Annotated in this window: 13 protein-coding genes, 1 tRNA gene and 1 pseudogene; 3 read left to right on the top strand and 12 right to left on the bottom strand. The window is 55.7% G+C overall.

All coding sequences use genetic code 11. The features are described 5' to 3' along the window. Positions 1 to 54: 54 nt before the first annotated feature. From OCV64_RS08495 to OCV64_RS08535, 8 genes are all read right to left on the bottom strand, one after another. The gene (locus OCV64_RS08495; protein WP_262669799.1) at positions 55 to 1119 is read right to left on the bottom strand and encodes a galactose ABC transporter substrate-binding protein; all 1065 of its coding nucleotides are present in this window, start codon (positions 1117 to 1119) and stop codon (positions 55 to 57) included. Further along, positions 1076 to 2029: a sugar ABC transporter substrate-binding protein gene (locus OCV64_RS08500; RefSeq protein WP_262669800.1), complete on the bottom strand. Its 954-nt coding sequence runs from the start codon at positions 2027 to 2029 to the stop codon at positions 1076 to 1078. Before OCV64_RS08500 ends, OCV64_RS08495 begins: the two co-directional genes overlap by 44 nt. Continuing rightward, complete coding sequence (locus OCV64_RS08505; protein WP_240288908.1) at positions 2026 to 3792, bottom strand: cache domain-containing sensor histidine kinase; 1767 nt, start codon at positions 3790 to 3792, stop codon at positions 2026 to 2028. Before OCV64_RS08505 ends, OCV64_RS08500 begins: the two co-directional genes overlap by 4 nt. A 148-nt stretch (positions 3793 to 3940) precedes the next feature. Continuing rightward, the gene (locus tag OCV64_RS08510; protein ID WP_147571235.1) at positions 3941 to 5545 is read right to left on the bottom strand and encodes a response regulator; all 1605 of its coding nucleotides are present in this window, start codon (positions 5543 to 5545) and stop codon (positions 3941 to 3943) included. A 140-nt stretch (positions 5546 to 5685) separates the two neighbouring features. Beyond that, positions 5686 to 6744: a galactose/methyl galactoside ABC transporter permease MglC gene (locus tag OCV64_RS08520; protein ID WP_147571236.1), complete on the bottom strand. Its 1059-nt coding sequence runs from the start codon at positions 6742 to 6744 to the stop codon at positions 5686 to 5688. A 17-nt stretch (positions 6745 to 6761) separates the two neighbouring features. Further along, positions 6762 to 8270 carry a sugar ABC transporter ATP-binding protein gene (locus OCV64_RS08525; RefSeq protein WP_147571237.1) on the bottom strand — a complete coding sequence of 503 codons (1509 nt, stop codon included), beginning with the start codon at positions 8268 to 8270 and terminating at the stop codon, positions 6762 to 6764. Positions 8271 to 8430: 160 nt separating this feature from the next. Continuing rightward, on the bottom strand, positions 8431 to 9591 hold the full coding sequence (locus tag OCV64_RS08530; RefSeq protein ID WP_240287880.1) for a galactose ABC transporter substrate-binding protein: 1161 nt from the start codon (positions 9589 to 9591) through the stop codon (positions 8431 to 8433). Positions 9592 to 9883: 292 nt separating this feature from the next. Then, positions 9884 to 10150: a GNAT family N-acetyltransferase gene (locus tag OCV64_RS08535; protein ID WP_186852454.1), complete on the bottom strand. Its 267-nt coding sequence runs from the start codon at positions 10148 to 10150 to the stop codon at positions 9884 to 9886. Positions 10151 to 10313: 163 nt separating this feature from the next. Between OCV64_RS08535 and OCV64_RS08540 the strand changes: the two genes are divergently transcribed. Then, positions 10314 to 10387, top strand: a tRNA-Gln gene (locus tag OCV64_RS08540). Between the two features lie 515 nt (positions 10388 to 10902). On the opposite strand, the gene citG is transcribed toward OCV64_RS08540, so the two are convergent. The 4 genes and pseudogenes from citG to citC form a co-directional block, all read right to left on the bottom strand. Beyond that, a complete protein-coding gene (gene citG / locus OCV64_RS08545) occupies positions 10903 to 11823 on the bottom strand; it encodes a triphosphoribosyl-dephospho-CoA synthase CitG (protein ID WP_262669801.1) in 921 nt (306 codons plus the stop codon). 18 nt (positions 11824 to 11841) lie between these two features. Further along, a pseudogene (gene citX / locus OCV64_RS16195) lies at positions 11842 to 12213 on the bottom strand (citrate lyase holo-[acyl-carrier protein] synthase); the annotation flags it as partial. A 233-nt stretch (positions 12214 to 12446) separates the two neighbouring features. Beyond that, positions 12447 to 13361, bottom strand: a complete 915-nt coding sequence (locus OCV64_RS08555; RefSeq protein ID WP_186852987.1) for a LysR family transcriptional regulator — start codon at positions 13359 to 13361, stop codon at positions 12447 to 12449. A gap of 247 nt (positions 13362 to 13608) precedes the next feature. Then, entirely contained in the window at positions 13609 to 14619 is a 1011-nt protein-coding gene (gene citC, locus OCV64_RS08560; protein WP_262669802.1) for a [citrate (pro-3S)-lyase] ligase, read from the bottom strand. A gap of 249 nt (positions 14620 to 14868) precedes the next feature. On the opposite strand from citC, the gene citD reads away from it, so the two are divergent. Both citD and OCV64_RS08570 read left to right on the top strand, forming a co-directional pair. Then, the gene (gene citD, locus OCV64_RS08565) at positions 14869 to 15171 is read left to right on the top strand and encodes a citrate lyase acyl carrier protein (RefSeq protein ID WP_186852989.1); all 303 of its coding nucleotides are present in this window, start codon (positions 14869 to 14871) and stop codon (positions 15169 to 15171) included. Beyond that, positions 15155 to 16069 (top strand): HpcH/HpaI aldolase/citrate lyase family protein, encoded by a 915-nt coding sequence (locus tag OCV64_RS08570; RefSeq protein WP_262669803.1) that lies wholly within the window; start codon positions 15155 to 15157, stop codon positions 16067 to 16069. Before citD ends, OCV64_RS08570 begins: the two co-directional genes overlap by 17 nt. Position 16070 lies beyond the last annotated feature (1 nt).

Raw genomic sequence — 16070 nt, forward strand, 5'->3', positions numbered from 1 at the left:
CCGCAGGAACAAAATATCAGCGGGACAGGAACCACGCCCCGTCCCGCCAAAGACCTATTCCATTTGAAAGTCCGCCAGATTCTCTTTGGTCACTTTCTGGTAGGAGAGCCAGACGTAGTGGTCCCCGGTCAGCTCCACAGTGTCCCCAGAGTCCTCCACACCGCTCAGTGCCAGTGTGAGGTCCAGCATCGCCCGTGCGATCCCCTCGGCGTCGTTGAGGACCGTGCCGTACAGCGTTCCCTCCGCTACGGCCTGAAGCGCCGGGGCGGTGGCGTCTACCCCCACCACCAGAGGCAGCTCCCAGTCCGTCTGTCCATAGGCGTCTATCGCGCCCAGCGCCATGTCGTCATTGTTGGCGATGACCGCCTCGATCTGGTCCCCAAATTCCTCCAGCCACTGGCCCATTTTTGTGGCGGCCGGACCCCTCTTCCAGTTTCCGGTGTCGCTTCCCAGTTTCTCCAGCTCCACCCCAGCCTCTGACAACACCTGGATGGAATACTCGGTACGCAGCAGGGCGTCCTGGTGGCCCGGCTCTCCCTCCAGCATCACATACTGGAGGATACCGTCTCCGTTTTTATCCAGCCGCTCCCGGTCGGACAGCCATGCCTTCAGCACCAGTTGCCCCTGAAGGATGCCTCCCTCCTCCGCTCTGGCGCCCACATAGTAGAGCTGATCCCATCGCTCCATATCCTCCGCCACCGGCTGGCGGTTGAAGAAGATCAGGGGCACCCCGGCCTCCTCCGCCTTGTCAATGAGAACCGCCGCCGCGGTGCGGTCCACGATATTGACACACAGCACATCGCAGCCCCAGGTAATCAGCCGGTCCACCTGTTCCAGCTGGGTCGTCTGATTGCTCCTTCCATCAGCCACAGAGAGGTTGATCTTGATGTCCCTGGCCAGTTCCTCCTCCTGGGCGATCCGCTCCAGGTCCTGTACAATGGTGGAGATGAACGTGTCGTCTTGGGTATAGAGCGCCAGCCCCACCCGCAAGGTCTCTGTTTCCGCTCCCTTTTCTGGGCCGCAGCCAGACAGAGGCGCTATGGCTAGCAGGGCCAGCAGCAGGACGGCAACTCCTTTAAGATGTGACTGGGAAGAGTAATTTTTGGTTGTCCGGCTCATAGATGTCCTCCCCTCGGATCAGGAAAAAGGGCGGTGGCTTCATTTCGCTCCGCTCCCCCCTGGCCAGTTTGGCGGCTCCGTCCACCGCCAGATAGCCCGCGGCGTAGTCGCTCCAAGCGGCCACGGCGGACAGGGCGCCCTGATCCAGGGCCGCTACAACGGCGGCGGTCGCGCCTACGCCGTAGAGATCCGCCGAAAGCCCCTCCAGGCTTTTCACACTGGCGACCGCTTCCGTGGCCGCCGGCTCAAACGTCATCAGCTGGGCAGGGCTCAACTGCCTAAGCAGCTCGGGCAGCCGGCTCGCCAGGCTGTCTACAGAGACTGTCTCAACCTGTGTCTCCACCCCAGCCCCGGCCAAGAGATCTTTGGCCGCCGCCAGGCGCTGGGCCACAGCGGTACAGTGGGGAGCGGTGTCAAGCAAAAGCACCGTTCCACCCTTCCAATCCTCCAGTGCCGCCTGGGCCAGACTGGCCCCCATCTCAGCATTGGGGACTACCACGCTCAAATCAGCCCCCTCCAGTGGGGATTCCAATGTGACCACCGGAACGTCCCTGTCCAACTCCCCCAGGCTTTTCTCCAGCGCCGCCGGGTCCGCGGGGGCGACCACCAGAGCGTCCGCGCCCTGCTCGATCTCCCGCTGTAACAGCTCCCACTGCTCCCTGCCGTCGTTGGCGGTGGCCAGGGTCAAAAACCGCAGTTCAGCCCCCAGCTCCCCGGCCGCCTGCTCCATCCCCATACGGGTGTTGGTCCAGAGGGAGCTGTCCTGCTCCCGAATGATGACCGATAGCTCCAGCGGCTGTGGACGCCTGTGCAGTCCAGACATCTGAGGCAGCAGAAGGGTGAGGGCCACAGCGGCTCCCAGAGCTGTCAGGATGGCCAGCTGGATCAGCGCGCTTCTTCTCTTTTTCATGGCACGTCCTCCCGCTGGTACTGAGCCGCCCCGTCCTGATCCAGAGCGGGGAGGCGGATCCGCACAGTGGTCCCCTCGTCGGGTTCGCTGAATATGGTAAGCCCATATCTGTCTCCGAAGGTCAGCCTAATCCGCCGGTGGACATTCCGCACTCCAATCCCCGATCCGCTGGTGCGGATTTCGGGCCTGTCCTCATCCAGCAGAGAGGCGGCCACCTCTGGACGCATCCCCAGCCCGTTGTCCGCTACATCAATGACCAGGTCCTCCCCCTCCCGCCGGGCTGTGACGGTGATGAGGCCGTCGTCCTCCGCTGAGGCCATCCCGTGGTAGATGGCATTCTCCAAGATAGGCTGTACAATAAGCTTCATGGTATATAGGCCATCGGTCCCAGGCAGGGCATTGATTTGTGTGGTAAATTTGTTTTTATAGCGTATTTGCTGGATATTCATATAGTGGCGGGCGTGCTCCAACTCGTCCGCCAGGGGGATGATGCTCTTTCCCCGGCTGAGAGAGATGCGGAACAGCCGGGCCAGGGAGGTGACCATTTGGATGGCCTCCTCATAGCGGCCCGCCTCGGTCATCCAAATGACGGAATCCAGAGTGTTATAGAGGAAGTGGGGATTGATCTGGGACTGGAGGACCTCCAGCTCACTTCGGCGCTTCTGCCCCTCCTGCTCGATGATGTCGTCCATCAGGTGCCGCATGGTGGACACCATGGACCGGATCGAGTGGCCCAGGCGCTGCACCTCATAGCAACCTCCCTCCTCGATCTCCACGTCCTCCCTGCCCGCCTCCAGCTCCTTGATGGACTGCTCCAGACGGCGGATAGGATCCGAGATATGGGCAGATATCCGAAAATTCAAAAAGGCCATGAGGAAGATAGAGAACAACAGCAGGGACAGCCCAAAAAGGAATATCTGCCGGGAGTCAGAGACAAACCCTCCCTCCACCGGCACGACTCCCACCAGCTTCCAGCCGGTATAGCCCACGGTCTTTACGGTCACCTGGCGGCGTTGGCCCTGGAACTCCTCGCTGTGGGTGCCATCCCGGTAGCGTGCCGCTGCCTGGTTGTTCTCCTCCTGCAGCCCGGAATAGATGAGCTGCTGCCGGGGATGGTAGATCAGCTCGCCGCTGCCGTCAATGAGATACAGGTAGCCCCCATTGGGCAGCTCCACGTTGCGGCACACCTGTTCAATGCCAGCAAAGCCCATATCCACCAGCAGGACACCCCCCTCTGTGGCTCCGTCCCGGGTCAGCTGGACATAGCGGCTGAGGGAAACCACCCACTGGTAGTGGTAGTCCGGGTCCTCGAAGAGATCCTGGACATGGGGCGTAGAGAAATGGAGGTTCTCCTTCTTCTGAAGCGCCGAGAGGAACCAGCCCGTCTGCGTCAGGTCCGCTGGCTGTTTCAGGGTGCTTAACGGAACGGCGGACACCAACCCTCCCCGCAGGTCAAAGAGGGCGATGGACACCAGGGAGTCCCGGTCGTCCTCATATAACAGCTCCATGGGTGCGGTCAGGCTGTCCCGCCCCAGGTCCGCGCTCTTGATAACCCGGTAGTACATGGTGTCGGACACCCGCATCATAGAGCGGAGATAGCTGTCCAGATTCAAATTGACCTGAGCCAGCACCCGCTGGCTGTTCTCCGCCACCAGTTCCCCGGTGGCGGAAGAAAAGCGCCAAAACAGGCTCAGGCCCATAAAGATCATCCCCACCACCGCCACCGTGGTAAAGGAGAGGGAGATAACCATTTGGATGCTCATTTTCTGGTATCGCTGGGCCCAGCGGCTGGTAAACCGCTTTAATATAGAGGTCACTCTCCCCCTCCTCTCTTTTCGTTGACCAGGTCCCCTTTCCCAGGAAAGGGGCAGCGGGCCATGGCCCGCTGTTATGCCCATCCGGCGGATGGTGTCAGCCCGTCTGTCCCGCCCTGAATTTGGAGGGGGACACACCGAACCGGCGCTTGAACACATAGCTGAAATAGTTGGGGTCAGTATAACCTGTTTGCTCCGCGATAAGGTAGGTCTTTTCCTCTGTTTCCCGCAGGAGCTGGGCGGCCCGCTCCATCCGCACCTCAGTCAGATAGGCGATGAAGCTCATCCCCACCTCCCGTTTGAAGAGGGTGGAAAAATAGGTGGGCGACAGGTGGAGATAGGAGCAAAGGGTTTCTACGCTCAAATCCCCATCCCCATAGTTCCGGGCAATAAAATCCTTGGCCCGCTCCACCGTCTTCCAGGTGGAGTCTGTCCGCTGCTGCCCCAGCAGTTCCCGCAGCTTCAGGCCGCCCTTTACCAGCCACCGCTCCAGTTCATCCAGCGAGGAAAAATCCGTGATGGAGATCGCCCCGGTAAAGCCGGACCCAAACACCCGCTCCAGCTCCACCCCGCCTCCTCTGGCTAGTTTGATCAGACAGGTCATGGTTTCCAGGAAAAACAGGTGGCACTGGGGCAAAGAGAGCCCCGCCTCGCGGACCCGGTCCATCAGTGTACGAATGGTCCGCTCCACCTCTTCTTGGCTTCCCAGCTTGATCGCCGCTGTCAGTTGGCGCTGGTCCTCCTCCTCGAAGGCCAGCCGGACCGTGTGGTCCGGCTCCATATCGCCGATATAGATGACCTGTACGCTCCCCTTCAGCACACGGTAATCCAGGGCGGAACGGGCCCCCTCGGCCGAGGAATGGAGCTCCTCCGGCCCATCGCAGGGCAAGCCCACCCCCACGGTCAGCGACATCCCCAGATAGCTGTAAGCCAGGGCACACAGCCGCCCCAGCTCCTCGATCAGGGGATATATCCCCTGATCTCCCATATGGGCCAGCAGAGCCACTGTATCATTATACAGGATGGCCCGGATGGTACAGCCCTCCAAGGCAAAATGCTCCTCCAAAAACGCCCGGACGGACAGGAGGAGCAGTTCATCCCGCTCCGGCTTTCCCGCTTCGTTGAGGCAGTCCACCTGGACTAGCGCCGCCGCCCAAGTCCCCTGAGGCAGTTCAATCTCGTATCGGCCCGCCCGCTCCTGAATCAGATCAGCCCGTATCTGTCCATCCAGCAGCCGGGCGTAGAACATTTCACGCAGCACGGGCAGGCTCTCCTCATACCGGCGGCGGAGGGTCTCCATATCCCGCCGCTCCAGCCGCTGCCGGTCCAGCTGGTCCTTCAGCTTGTTCAGCACATCCATCAGCTCAGGGGCGTTGATGGGCTTCAGGATATATTCGGATACGTCCATACCGATGGCCTGGCGGGCGTATTCAAAATCGTCAAAACCGGAGAATACTACTAGTTTAGCCGCCGGAAGGGACTGTTTCAAGCGGCGGCACAGCTCCAAGCCATCCATAAATGGCATTTTGATATCAGTGAGGACCACGTCCGGCCTGAGCTGCTCGGCCAGCTCCAGGGCCTCCTGGCCGTTCTCCGCCTCGCCCACCAGGGCGAAGCCCAGACTGCTCCAGTCGATCTTGCGGCTGATGCCGGCGCGGATCTCCTCCTCGTCGTCGGCCAGCAGCACACGGTAGGGCTCCATAGTGACCCCTCCTTTGGAAAGAGTATAGCACAGGTCTGCCAAGCTATTCAAGGGCCTCCCTTCTTTCCCACAGAAGAAAGGCGCCCGTCCGCCGTGTGGTGGATGGGCGCCCAAAAGGCCAGAGGAACGTGCGGTAGAAATTACTTTTTCACCAGATATTTGCGCATATCCAGAGCGCAGGCAAAGAGGATGATCCCGCCCTTGATGGCATACTGCAGGTTCTGGTCCATGCCCACCAGAGGCAGGGCCACGAAAATCAGGCGCAGCATGATAACACCGATGACGATGCCGCTGATCTTACCGATGCCGCCTACAAAGGACACGCCGCCGATGACGCAGGCCGCGATGGCGTCCAGCTCGTAGTTGACGCCGGTGTTGGCGGTATTGGAGGCGATACGGGCGGACTCCACGAAGCCGGCCCAGCCGTACATGGCGCCAGCCAGGGCAAAGACGGCGATGGTGGTGGCAAACACGTTGACGCCGGACACACGGGCGGCCTCCTCATTGGCGCCCAGGGCAAACATGTTTTTTCCGAAGGTCGTCTTGTTCCAGATGAACCACATCAGAACGGTCAGCAGCACAGCGTAAATCACATAGTTGGGGATCTGAATGGATCCGAAGGTCAGCAGAGGGGGATTGCCCACCACGAAGTTGCGGTAGCCCTGATCCAGACCGGAGATGGCCATGCCGTTGTTGTTGCCCTGCTGAACATATAGCAGAAGGATAGTGTACAGGATCAGCTGGGTCGCCAGGGTGACGATGAAGGGGTGCAGCTTGAACTTAGCCACAAAGAAACCGTTAAAGGCGCCGATCAGAGCGCCGATGCCCACCACGATCAGGATGACCAGGGGGATGGGCAGGGTGCCGATATTGGGCCACATCTTGTTGGCGGCGTCGCTGGCCTGGAGCAGGGAGGCCGCCACACAGGCGGTGATACCCACAGCCCGGCCGGCGGACAGGTCGGTGCCAGTCAGCACGATGCAGCCGGCGATGCCCAGCGCCACAGGCAGATAGGCCGCGGTCAGGGACAGCAGGTTGACCAGAGAGCGGGGGGCCAGGAAAGAAGGCTGGGTGATCGCCACATAGGCGGCCACCGCCAGCATAATGATAATCAGGGCATTGTTCAGCAGGGCGTTGCCGACCTGCTTGGCGTCAATGCCTTTCGCCTTGGCGGCGAGCTGCTTGGATTCGTTACTCATGAATCGTTTCCTCCTCTTTACACATACTTCGCCGCCAGGGTGAGGATCTCCTCCTGGCTGGTGTTCTTCGCGTCTACCTCACCGGCTACCTGACCGCCGGACATGACGATGATGCGGTCGCATACGCCCAGCAGCTCAGGCATCTCGGAAGATACCATAATGACCCCCTTGCCCTCGTTGGCCAGGTCGATGATGAGTTGATAGATCTCGTATTTGGCTCCCACGTCGATGCCACGAGTGGGCTCGTCCAGCAGAAGGATCTCCGGCTTGGTCAGCAGCCAGCGGCCGATGATGACCTTTTGCTGATTGCCACCGGATAGAGAACGGATTTGGGTCCTCTGGCTGGGCGTTTTGATGTGCATGGCCTGGATGGCCCAGTCGGTGTCCTCTTTCATCTTCTTGTCGCTAAGATAGGCCAGACGGCCAAAGCCCACCAGGTAATTTTTGATATTGGAGATGACGGTGTTCTCCTTGATATCCCGAATGCCGAAGATGCCGGTGGCCCGGCGCTCCTCGGTAAGGAGGGCAAAGCCGTTTTTGATGGATTCTCTGGGGGTCCGGTTCTGGATCTGCTTACCGTGGAGGGTAATAGTTCCCCCCTGTCGGGTCATGGCGCCGAACAGATTTTCCAGCACCTCGGTCCGGCCGGAGCCGTCCAGACCGGCGATACCCAGCACCTCACCCTTTTTCAGTTGGAAAGTAGCGTCCTTCAGCCGGGTATATTTTCCCGCAATATGTTGGACGTCCAGGATCACCTCTCCCGGCTTGTTGGTCTTGGGCGGGAAGCGGTTGGTCAGCTCACGGCCCACCATCAGCCGGATGATCTCGTCCATGGTCAGCTCCTTGGCCGGCTTGGTAGCCACCCAGGTGCCGTCCCGCATAATGGTGACATCATCACTGATCCGCAGGATCTCCTCCATCTTGTGGCTGATATAGATGATGCCGCAGCCCCGGTCCCGCAGCATATTGATGATCCGGAACAGGTGCTCCACTTCAGTCTCTGTCAGGGAGGAGGTGGGCTCGTCAAAGACGATAATCTTGGAATTATAGGATACTGCCTTGGCGATCTCCACCATCTGGCGCTGGGAAACGGGCAGCGTGGACATCACAGCATTGGGGTCCACCTCTACCTCTAAGGTCTCAAAAATCTCCTTTGTGCGCTGGTCCATTATGCGCTCGCTGACCACAAATCCGGCTACTTTAGGATACCGGCCCAGCCACAGGTTGTCCTTCACCGTGCGGGTCAGGGCCTGGTTCAGCTCCTGGTGCACCATGGCCACACCATTCTCCAGGGCCTCTTTTGAGCTTCTGAAATTGATCTCCTTGCCGTCCAGCGTGATGGTACCCGCGTCTCTGTGATAGATGCCGAACAGGCACTTCATCAGGGTGGACTTGCCGGCTCCGTTCTCCCCCATCAAGGCATGGACTGTGCCAGGACGGACAGTAAGGTTGACGCCGTCCAGCGCCTTGACGCCCGGGAATTCCTTGCAGATGCCGCGCATCTCCAGCAGTGCTGGCTGCTCCATATTGTTCCTCCTCTCTCTTGGTGAAGCTTCCGCTTCATACGCGCCCGGTACAGGCCGCGTCTCAAGCGGGAGCTTCACTTGGAGAGCGGGGCTGCCATCCGGCAGCCCCGCTCGCTTTGGGTCGTTTCTATTGGGGCCGATTCAGCTTTGCCACCAGTCCTTAGTCCTGGGTAGTAGCGTCATACATGGCGTAAGGCACGCGGATCTTAGCCACATCAGCGTCAATGGTGAAGGAATCGGTATTGGCCATCAGTTCAGCGCCGTCCTGAACGTTCTTGACCAGGGTGACGATGGTGGAGGCCATGCCCACGGCGTCCTGCTTGATGGAGCCGGTCATGTTGCCAGCCTTGATCAGAGCCTTGGCGGAGTCGGTGGCGTCAACGCCGAACACGGGGATGATGGTGGTGCCCTCGCCGTTGTTATAGCCCACGTTCTGCAGAGCGGCGATAGCGCCCTCGGCCATACCATCGTTGTTGCAGATGACCAGCTCGATCATGTTGTTGTTGCCCTCGTTATAGGAGCCCAGCAGAGACACCATGTAGTCGTTGGCAGCCTGAGCGGACCACTTGCCGGCCTGGTCAACCAGGTACTTGGTGGAAGCGGAGGCATCGTAGTAAGCCAGCTCGGGCTTGCCGCCGGCAGTCAGGATGGCGTTGGCGTCCTCAACGGCGAACTGGGTGCGGGCCTCAGCCTCAGCGTTGGCCTCCTGGCCCTTGAACATCACATAGGAGATGGTGCCGTCGCCGTTCAGGTCCACGGCGTCGTAGTTGGCCATCAGGTAGTTGCCGATCATCTCACCCTGCATATGGCCGGCGTCGGGGGCGTTGGTACCCACGAAGGCGCACTTCTCATAGCTGTTGATCACCTCATTGTCGGCGACCTCGCGGTTGAAGAAGATGACGGGGATGTCAGCGGAGCGGGCGGCCTCAACGATATCCTTGGCGGGATCGGAAGTGGAGGTCTCCACGATGTTGACGATCAGAAGATCGGAACCGGCGGTGATGGCGGTGTTGACCTGGTCAGTCTGGGTGGGCTGGGAGCCGGCGCCGTCCCAGTTGTTGGGCTCAATGCCCAGGGCCTTCAGCTGCTCGTCCATGGACGCACGGACGCTGGAGATATAGATATCGGAGAAGTCATAGTAGAACACGTCTACCCGCATATCGCTGGCGGGAGTGGCAGTCCCCTGAGAGGTGCTGCCGGCGGCGCTGCCAGCAGAGCTGCCGGCGTTGCTGTTCGCACTGTTGTTGTCCTTGCTGCCACATCCGGCAAACAGGCCGATCATCATGACAGCGGCCAGAGCAAGTGCAAGCTTCTTTTTCATTGTTATTCCTCCTGTTTCGTTCAGTTGGCGTCTTACGTAGACTCGCTGAAAAAACCGATGTTTCTTTCAGCGTCCTTATTCTAATCGTTTCTCGCCGCAAAAACGATAGAAAAAACTACGAACTTCTATAAAAAAACTTGGTTTCGTGAGCAAACAAGAGAAAAATTTTTCGAAAAAAGACGAACCCAGCCCTTTTACCCTTACAGTATACCCCTCATTTCTCCTGCCTTACACCACAAATTGAAGCAATAAAAAAGACGGCCTTGAACAGGTCGTCCTTCGTGCAGGGGAATTAAAGCAGATCAGACTGATCAGGGTGCTCCTTGAACCACTTTGCCGCGTAGCTACAGGTTGCCTTGGCACGCAGGCCCTCCATCCGAATCTGCCGCACGGCAGCATCCAGCAGCTGGCCGGCCACCCCCTGTCCCCGCAGGGACTGGTCTACAAAGGTGTGGTCAATGTCAGCCACCCCCTCTGAAACGGGGAATGTGACCTCTGCCACCAGCTTTCCCTGTTCATCCAAGGCAAAAATGCGCTCCCGCTCATGCTGAAACTCCATATCCATCACCCCTTAAAAGGTAGTATACCTTACTTTCAGATAGAAGGCAAGACAGGACCATCTTTCTTTTTTGCTTTTATATGTAAAAAAATAAAAAAATTCTATTGACAATTTTCTATCCTCTGCTATAATAACATTCGTGCTTGCGACAGCAGGCGCAAATAGCGGGATTGTGTAAGGGTAGCACGACAGACTCTGACTCTGTTTGTGAGGGTTCGAATCCTTCTCCCGCTGCCACGTCGGAGCAAACGTTATGTCGTTTGCTCCGACTTTTCTATTTAAAATTCAGAGCGCACTCATTTTGTTCCTCCTCTTTTCCAAACCGAACCCGCTGTCACTGGGCTTCGATCTGGGTCCATCGCTTTACAGCGGTTTGGTCTTATGATGAGAAAACGCCTGTTTTACCGTCCTTTACAAGCTAGAACCCCTGAAAGTGCTAAAAAGCACTTTCAGGGGTTTTTTACTGATCAACACTATTTTTTCGCCTGTTGGTGTTGGAATAAATCGGCTATCCAGTCATCTTATGTACAATTTTCCTCCCTTTATTATGCAGGTCGGGGATCCGAGCCCTTAAATCTCGATTTCGATTGTACATAAATTCTCTGCTACGTACCCCGTTCATAGTCAACTACCATACCACAAATCACATATCATATCGTTATCTTTACATACATATCAGCCACACCAATTTTTAAGGCGCTACAAAGGAGGCAGCGGCCGGAGTCAGACTTCTTCATTACGACACGGCGCTTTTATGAAACACACTCTACCTGGCAAGGTGAAGTATGCTGCAGAAAGTAGAGAAAATAGGTGATTGCCAGTAGATCGGCGCATCCCCCTGGAGATAGATTTCGCTGGATGAGCTCTGTATCCAGCACAGAGGCCGCCTGATCAGGGGGAATGTCACTGAGTAGTAAATCCCGTGTACGACGGACCACCCACTGCCATCCCTCCATTCCACCCCTTGCTATCAAGTTGGTATCGGTGACTGAAGTCATAAGAGCAAGCAGTACTGAGACACCAGCCTCATCCAGACTAGCGCCATCTGTCAGCGCCTGGTTGAGGGCGGGTAGGCCTATCTGCTCCACAGCGGGCAACCCTGCTGCCAACTCTCCCCGAATCCCCCGAATTCCATATTTTATATAGAGTCTATTCCCCGCAGTAGAAGCAGTGTCTGGCGAAATGGTATCCAGCTCAGCTAGAGCCGCCCGGCGTGTCATGGCGGCACACTCACGCAGAATTTCGGATATATTCCATTTAAAGGATGCCGGATTCCACAACCGGCCTACCGCTGCACACACGGTTCCAAGAGAAAAAATCACACCTTTGTGGGTATTTACGCCACCTGTGACTTGAAGCATAGTGCGCTCCGCGCCCACGCCGTCGGGGCGCAGTTGGAGGAAGGTCTCCTCCGGAGGAAGAGACGCTGTCTCCTGTCCCACAGATACAGCGCGGCGAAAGTAAGGCAACAGGGCACAGGTGCTATCCAGAAAGGTAAATAGGTTCATATCACAGTGGCTTCCATTGTTCCGGCAATCCACCAGCCCAGGCTTCGGTGTGGTACACACCTCATAGAGGAGAGAGCGGCTGGCTAAATCCGCCAAGCTACATCGATCCTGTTCGGCAAAAAAGTTGCGGAGCAGGTTTGTTGTAACTTGCTGGATCTCTGCCACAGAATGGAGCCGTCTAGAGGCACAGTTCTTCCCTTTACATCCACAGACCAGGCATCCACGGGGCGGGAGCATCAGATCGGCGCGATTCCATTTTTCGTGTACTGGATCCAAGACGTCCATATCGAAGATGCGGCCTATTGGGTGTCGATCCTCCAGACCGACACACAGCCGCTTAATCTGCCGCCCATCACCACGGACAGCCCACAGGGCTTCACATCCGGTTGGACTATCGGTTTGATGGCGCTCTACTGTCTCCAGACCAGCGGCGGTTAGCGCCTCATCTAATCTCTTCAGTCCCTCTAGAAACGCCCGTCGGAGCAAAGCATTGTTTTTAATTGGTCCAGCAATATTTAGAGAAAAAGAAATCAGGGCAGTACCAAGTCGGCGCATCAATTCTCTCTGGGACTGAGCCCGTGCCTCACGTGCTATAAGGACTTCTTTAAGTGTTATTTCCCGATCTATGGTAACACACCTCCTTCTGCCATAAAATAAGTTCTGACTTTCTTTGACGTTTCTACCCCCACGGGAGGAAAATACCAACTGCTTCGTGGATAACCAGTACACAAGCCGTCACAGGAACCCTGCAGAGGCCACCCGCGACAGATTGGATAGTCAATGGTCCATTAAAAGGTATATTTTTTCACCAAAAACTCTCTTTGCAGATGTCTTACCGCTACAGAAAGATAGGCATTTTTCAGAGTGGACAAAACAAAAGAATAGGGTGTGGCAAACCGCTCGTCGATTCGGAAAGATTCCCGCTGTTGCAGTGCCAGGGATATCTGTTTACTTGGCATGATAACCGATGCGTAATCTACCTGTGAGAGCGCATCTAGCGTACTCAGATTTCGACTAATCTGGCAGATTTTCGGGACAATACCGGCGTTGGCTAGAATCTGGTCGCAAACCATACGGCTGCGCTGACCAGGCAGGGTAAGAATGATGGGCTCCTCTTTGAAAAAGTCCAAATCAATATATGGTTGCTCAAGTCCAGGCTTATGAAAAACAAATTCCTTATAGCGACTTCGCCGACTGGGAATGACAATCATATTGTCCTTACTGAATTCAAAGTAGTCCAACTCCCCCTGAAGAACCGGGAGATGTAGAATCCCAATATCAACCTCGTGGCGGACGAGCTTTTGCTCAATTTGGCTACTGGTGGCCTCGATGAGGGTAACGGAAATCCCAGGATACTTTGCCTGGAAATCAGGGAGGATGTAAGGGAGCACATAGGTAGCCTGAGTGCCGGTAAAGCCAAGCCGAATCTCTCCGTTTTCTGAGTTATCCACATCTCGGAGCCTTTGTTTCAACTGTGCCTGCTCCCTCAGAACCTTCTGGGCAAATTCAAAAAAACACTGTCCCTCACTAGTCAAAACAACGCCCGTGTTATTACGAACAAACAGCTCCGATCCAGTCTCTTTTTCCAGCTTCTGTATACACTGGCTCAGAGCAGGTTGAGCGACGAAAAGTTGGGAGGCGGCTCGGGTTATACTCCCCTTCTCGGCAATCAGGACAAAGTATTCCAGATCCTTAAAGGTCATACAGGTACCTCCCTGAAATAACATATGTTTATTCTTGATACCCAATTCCGTACTGCGCATCCACTCCCACATTCCTCCCTGACGTTTCTGCCCACACAGGCGAGAAACGATAGAAAAAAATTTGCGTTTTGGGACACAGGGGAACGCAGAATTTTATTTTGTAGAAAACTGAGACTATCCAGAAAAATATGGTCCCTATCTGGAGCAAACCCAGATAATGGTCCTGAGTATAATCATCCGACTACGGTTATCGTGTGCTACCAAAGCGGCGAAGAAGATAATCCCGCGTGCAGGTTGGCACTAGGCTGGACAACTCTGGGGTCACGCAACCATGTTCTCCAAGCAGTTTACGCACCCGAGAGGCGCTGATTGGCTCACCACCTGACATAATTCTGGGAAATTCGACAAAGGATATGCCGTAGCGTTGAAGAAGATGAGTCATGGTTTTATTGTACTGGCGTGTCACTGAATCCAGAGGTTCCTGCCCCGCAAAGCGAACCTGGATATCTAAGGCAGGGGCAATCCGCTCGCCAAAGATCGTAATATCTAGCTCGCTTTGCAGGTCAGATGCGCACTCTGTATCCTTGAGAAAATAGGCGGGAAATGTTTGGCTGGAGATCATGTACTGACCGCCGGGACAGACCAAGACATTAGGCAGATGCCGAACTCCCTCCTGGACCAGGGACAGGCGGTCCAGGAAAGGGAAAAACGAGCGGTCCTCCTCTACGACAAAGATATACAGCAGGTCACATTGGCTGGATGCCTGTTGAATCAGGTACTGGTGTCCTAGTGTAAACGGATTGCAGTTCATTACTGCCGCGCCGATACGATCTAGTCTTTTGACGGGACGTGGAATGCCTGCCAGATAGCTGTCGAGTCCGTTGTGGTCACTTTCCAGCAAGACGACACAGTCTGTTTGCCCCACGACGGTATAACCGCAACGGGAAAACATGGCGGCATTGTGAGGACGGGTGTAAACAAACAGATTGAAGTATCCCTTTTGAAACCGGTCCTGGGTCAGGCTAGAAAGTAGAAGGCCCAGCCCATTTTGTCCCTGTAGAGGTGCGTCAATCGCAAAGCACTTCAGCAGCGGTCCGCAAGCACATCCACAGCCGGAGAGCGTGTCCTCCTGGTATAGACCGAACGCACACTCCACATCGGGCTCTAGGCGTAGGCCATGTGCAGATAAAAACTGAGACAGAGATTCACGCTCCCAGCGGAGCGACAGGCAAATTTCCCGGATTTCGACTCCATCCATTCCCTTCTCACCCCATAGTGATAGTAATATTATTATAAGAGGAACATTACTGGAGCGCAAACATAAAAATTCAATGAGGCCCATCACATTTTCTTATTGCCCAAGCAGTTGCAGTATAAGCATTTTATTTGAGGTACATTTTCTTTTTGTATTTCTGCTCACAATTTCAATCGTGATATACTGTACCCATCCAGAGGAAAGAACCAAGATTTTCATATAAGTGGACAAAAAATCTGGGAGGGGATAGCTATGGAAATCAAAAAACCAGCAATGGCCGGGAGTATGGAGTCCAGTGACTGTATGGTCACAGTACGTCCTGGGGAGAGTGGAATAAAAATCGACCTTCAAAGTGATGTGGAAATGATGTTTGGGGCGTCAATTTTGGAGACGACGCGGCAGTCACTAGCTGAACTCGGTGTGGAGCGGGCGCAAATTTCCATTGTGGATCGGGGCGCACTGGACTGTGTGATTCGTGCTCGGGTTCAATGTGCGGCTCTGCGGGCTGCTGAACGCTCCTATGACTGGTCGAGGGAGGGTGCTTGTCTTGGTTGAACGACAGATTCATTTAAAACGCACAGGGCTTTATGCCAGCGGGTGCAGTCCAGTTAATATGATACAGGCGGTGTTCTACAATGAGGACATGTTAGTTTACGATCTGGAAGACTCAGTGCCGGCATCGGAAAAGGATGCCGCACGGCTCCTTATCTATCAAATGATGAAGTATCATCGTCCACGGAACAAGTATGTAGCTATCCGCATCAACGCGCTGTATTCTGAGTATTTCGAAGAGGATCTACAGGCGGTAGTACGAGCCAATCCAGACGCCATCCGCCTTCCAAAAATTGAATATGCCAAAGAGGTTCAGAGCATTTCTCAGCGGATAGCTCAGATTGAAGATCAGGTCGGGCTTGAAGTTGGGAAAATAGATCTGATCTGTAATATTGAGTCTTATATGGGGATAATCAATGCTCAGGAAATTGCCTCTGCTGATCCTAGAGTGGTGGCGCTTACCGTCTCCGCAGAGGATTTGACCGCCAGCATGAAGGCGCAGCGGACAAAAAAAGGACTGGAAGTTTTCTATGCTCGTAATGCAGTCCTGTTGGCTTGCCGGGCTGCGGGAATCGATGCCATTGACGTAGTATTCAGCGATATCAACGACGAAGAAGGGCTGCGAGAAGACACAGCGCTGGCGAAAAATTTGGGCTTTGACGGGAAAACGGTGGTTCATCCCAGACAGATTGACGTAGTCAACAGCTTTTTCACGCCGAGCCAAAAAGAAATCAACTATGCGCTACGGGTATTGGACGCGGTGGAACAAGGGAAACAGTTAGGCAAGGGGGCAGTTACTCTGGATGGGAGCATGATCGACAAACCGATTGAAATGCGGGCGCGAACCACTTTGGCCCAGGCCGAGGCCGCCGGTATTAAGCTGGACAGGATGGTGATTTAGG

Origin of the sequence: Muriventricola aceti (assembly GCF_025567565.1) — a bacterium.
In the GTDB taxonomy this organism is placed as follows: Bacteria; Bacillota; Clostridia; order Oscillospirales; family Oscillospiraceae; genus Lawsonibacter; species Lawsonibacter aceti.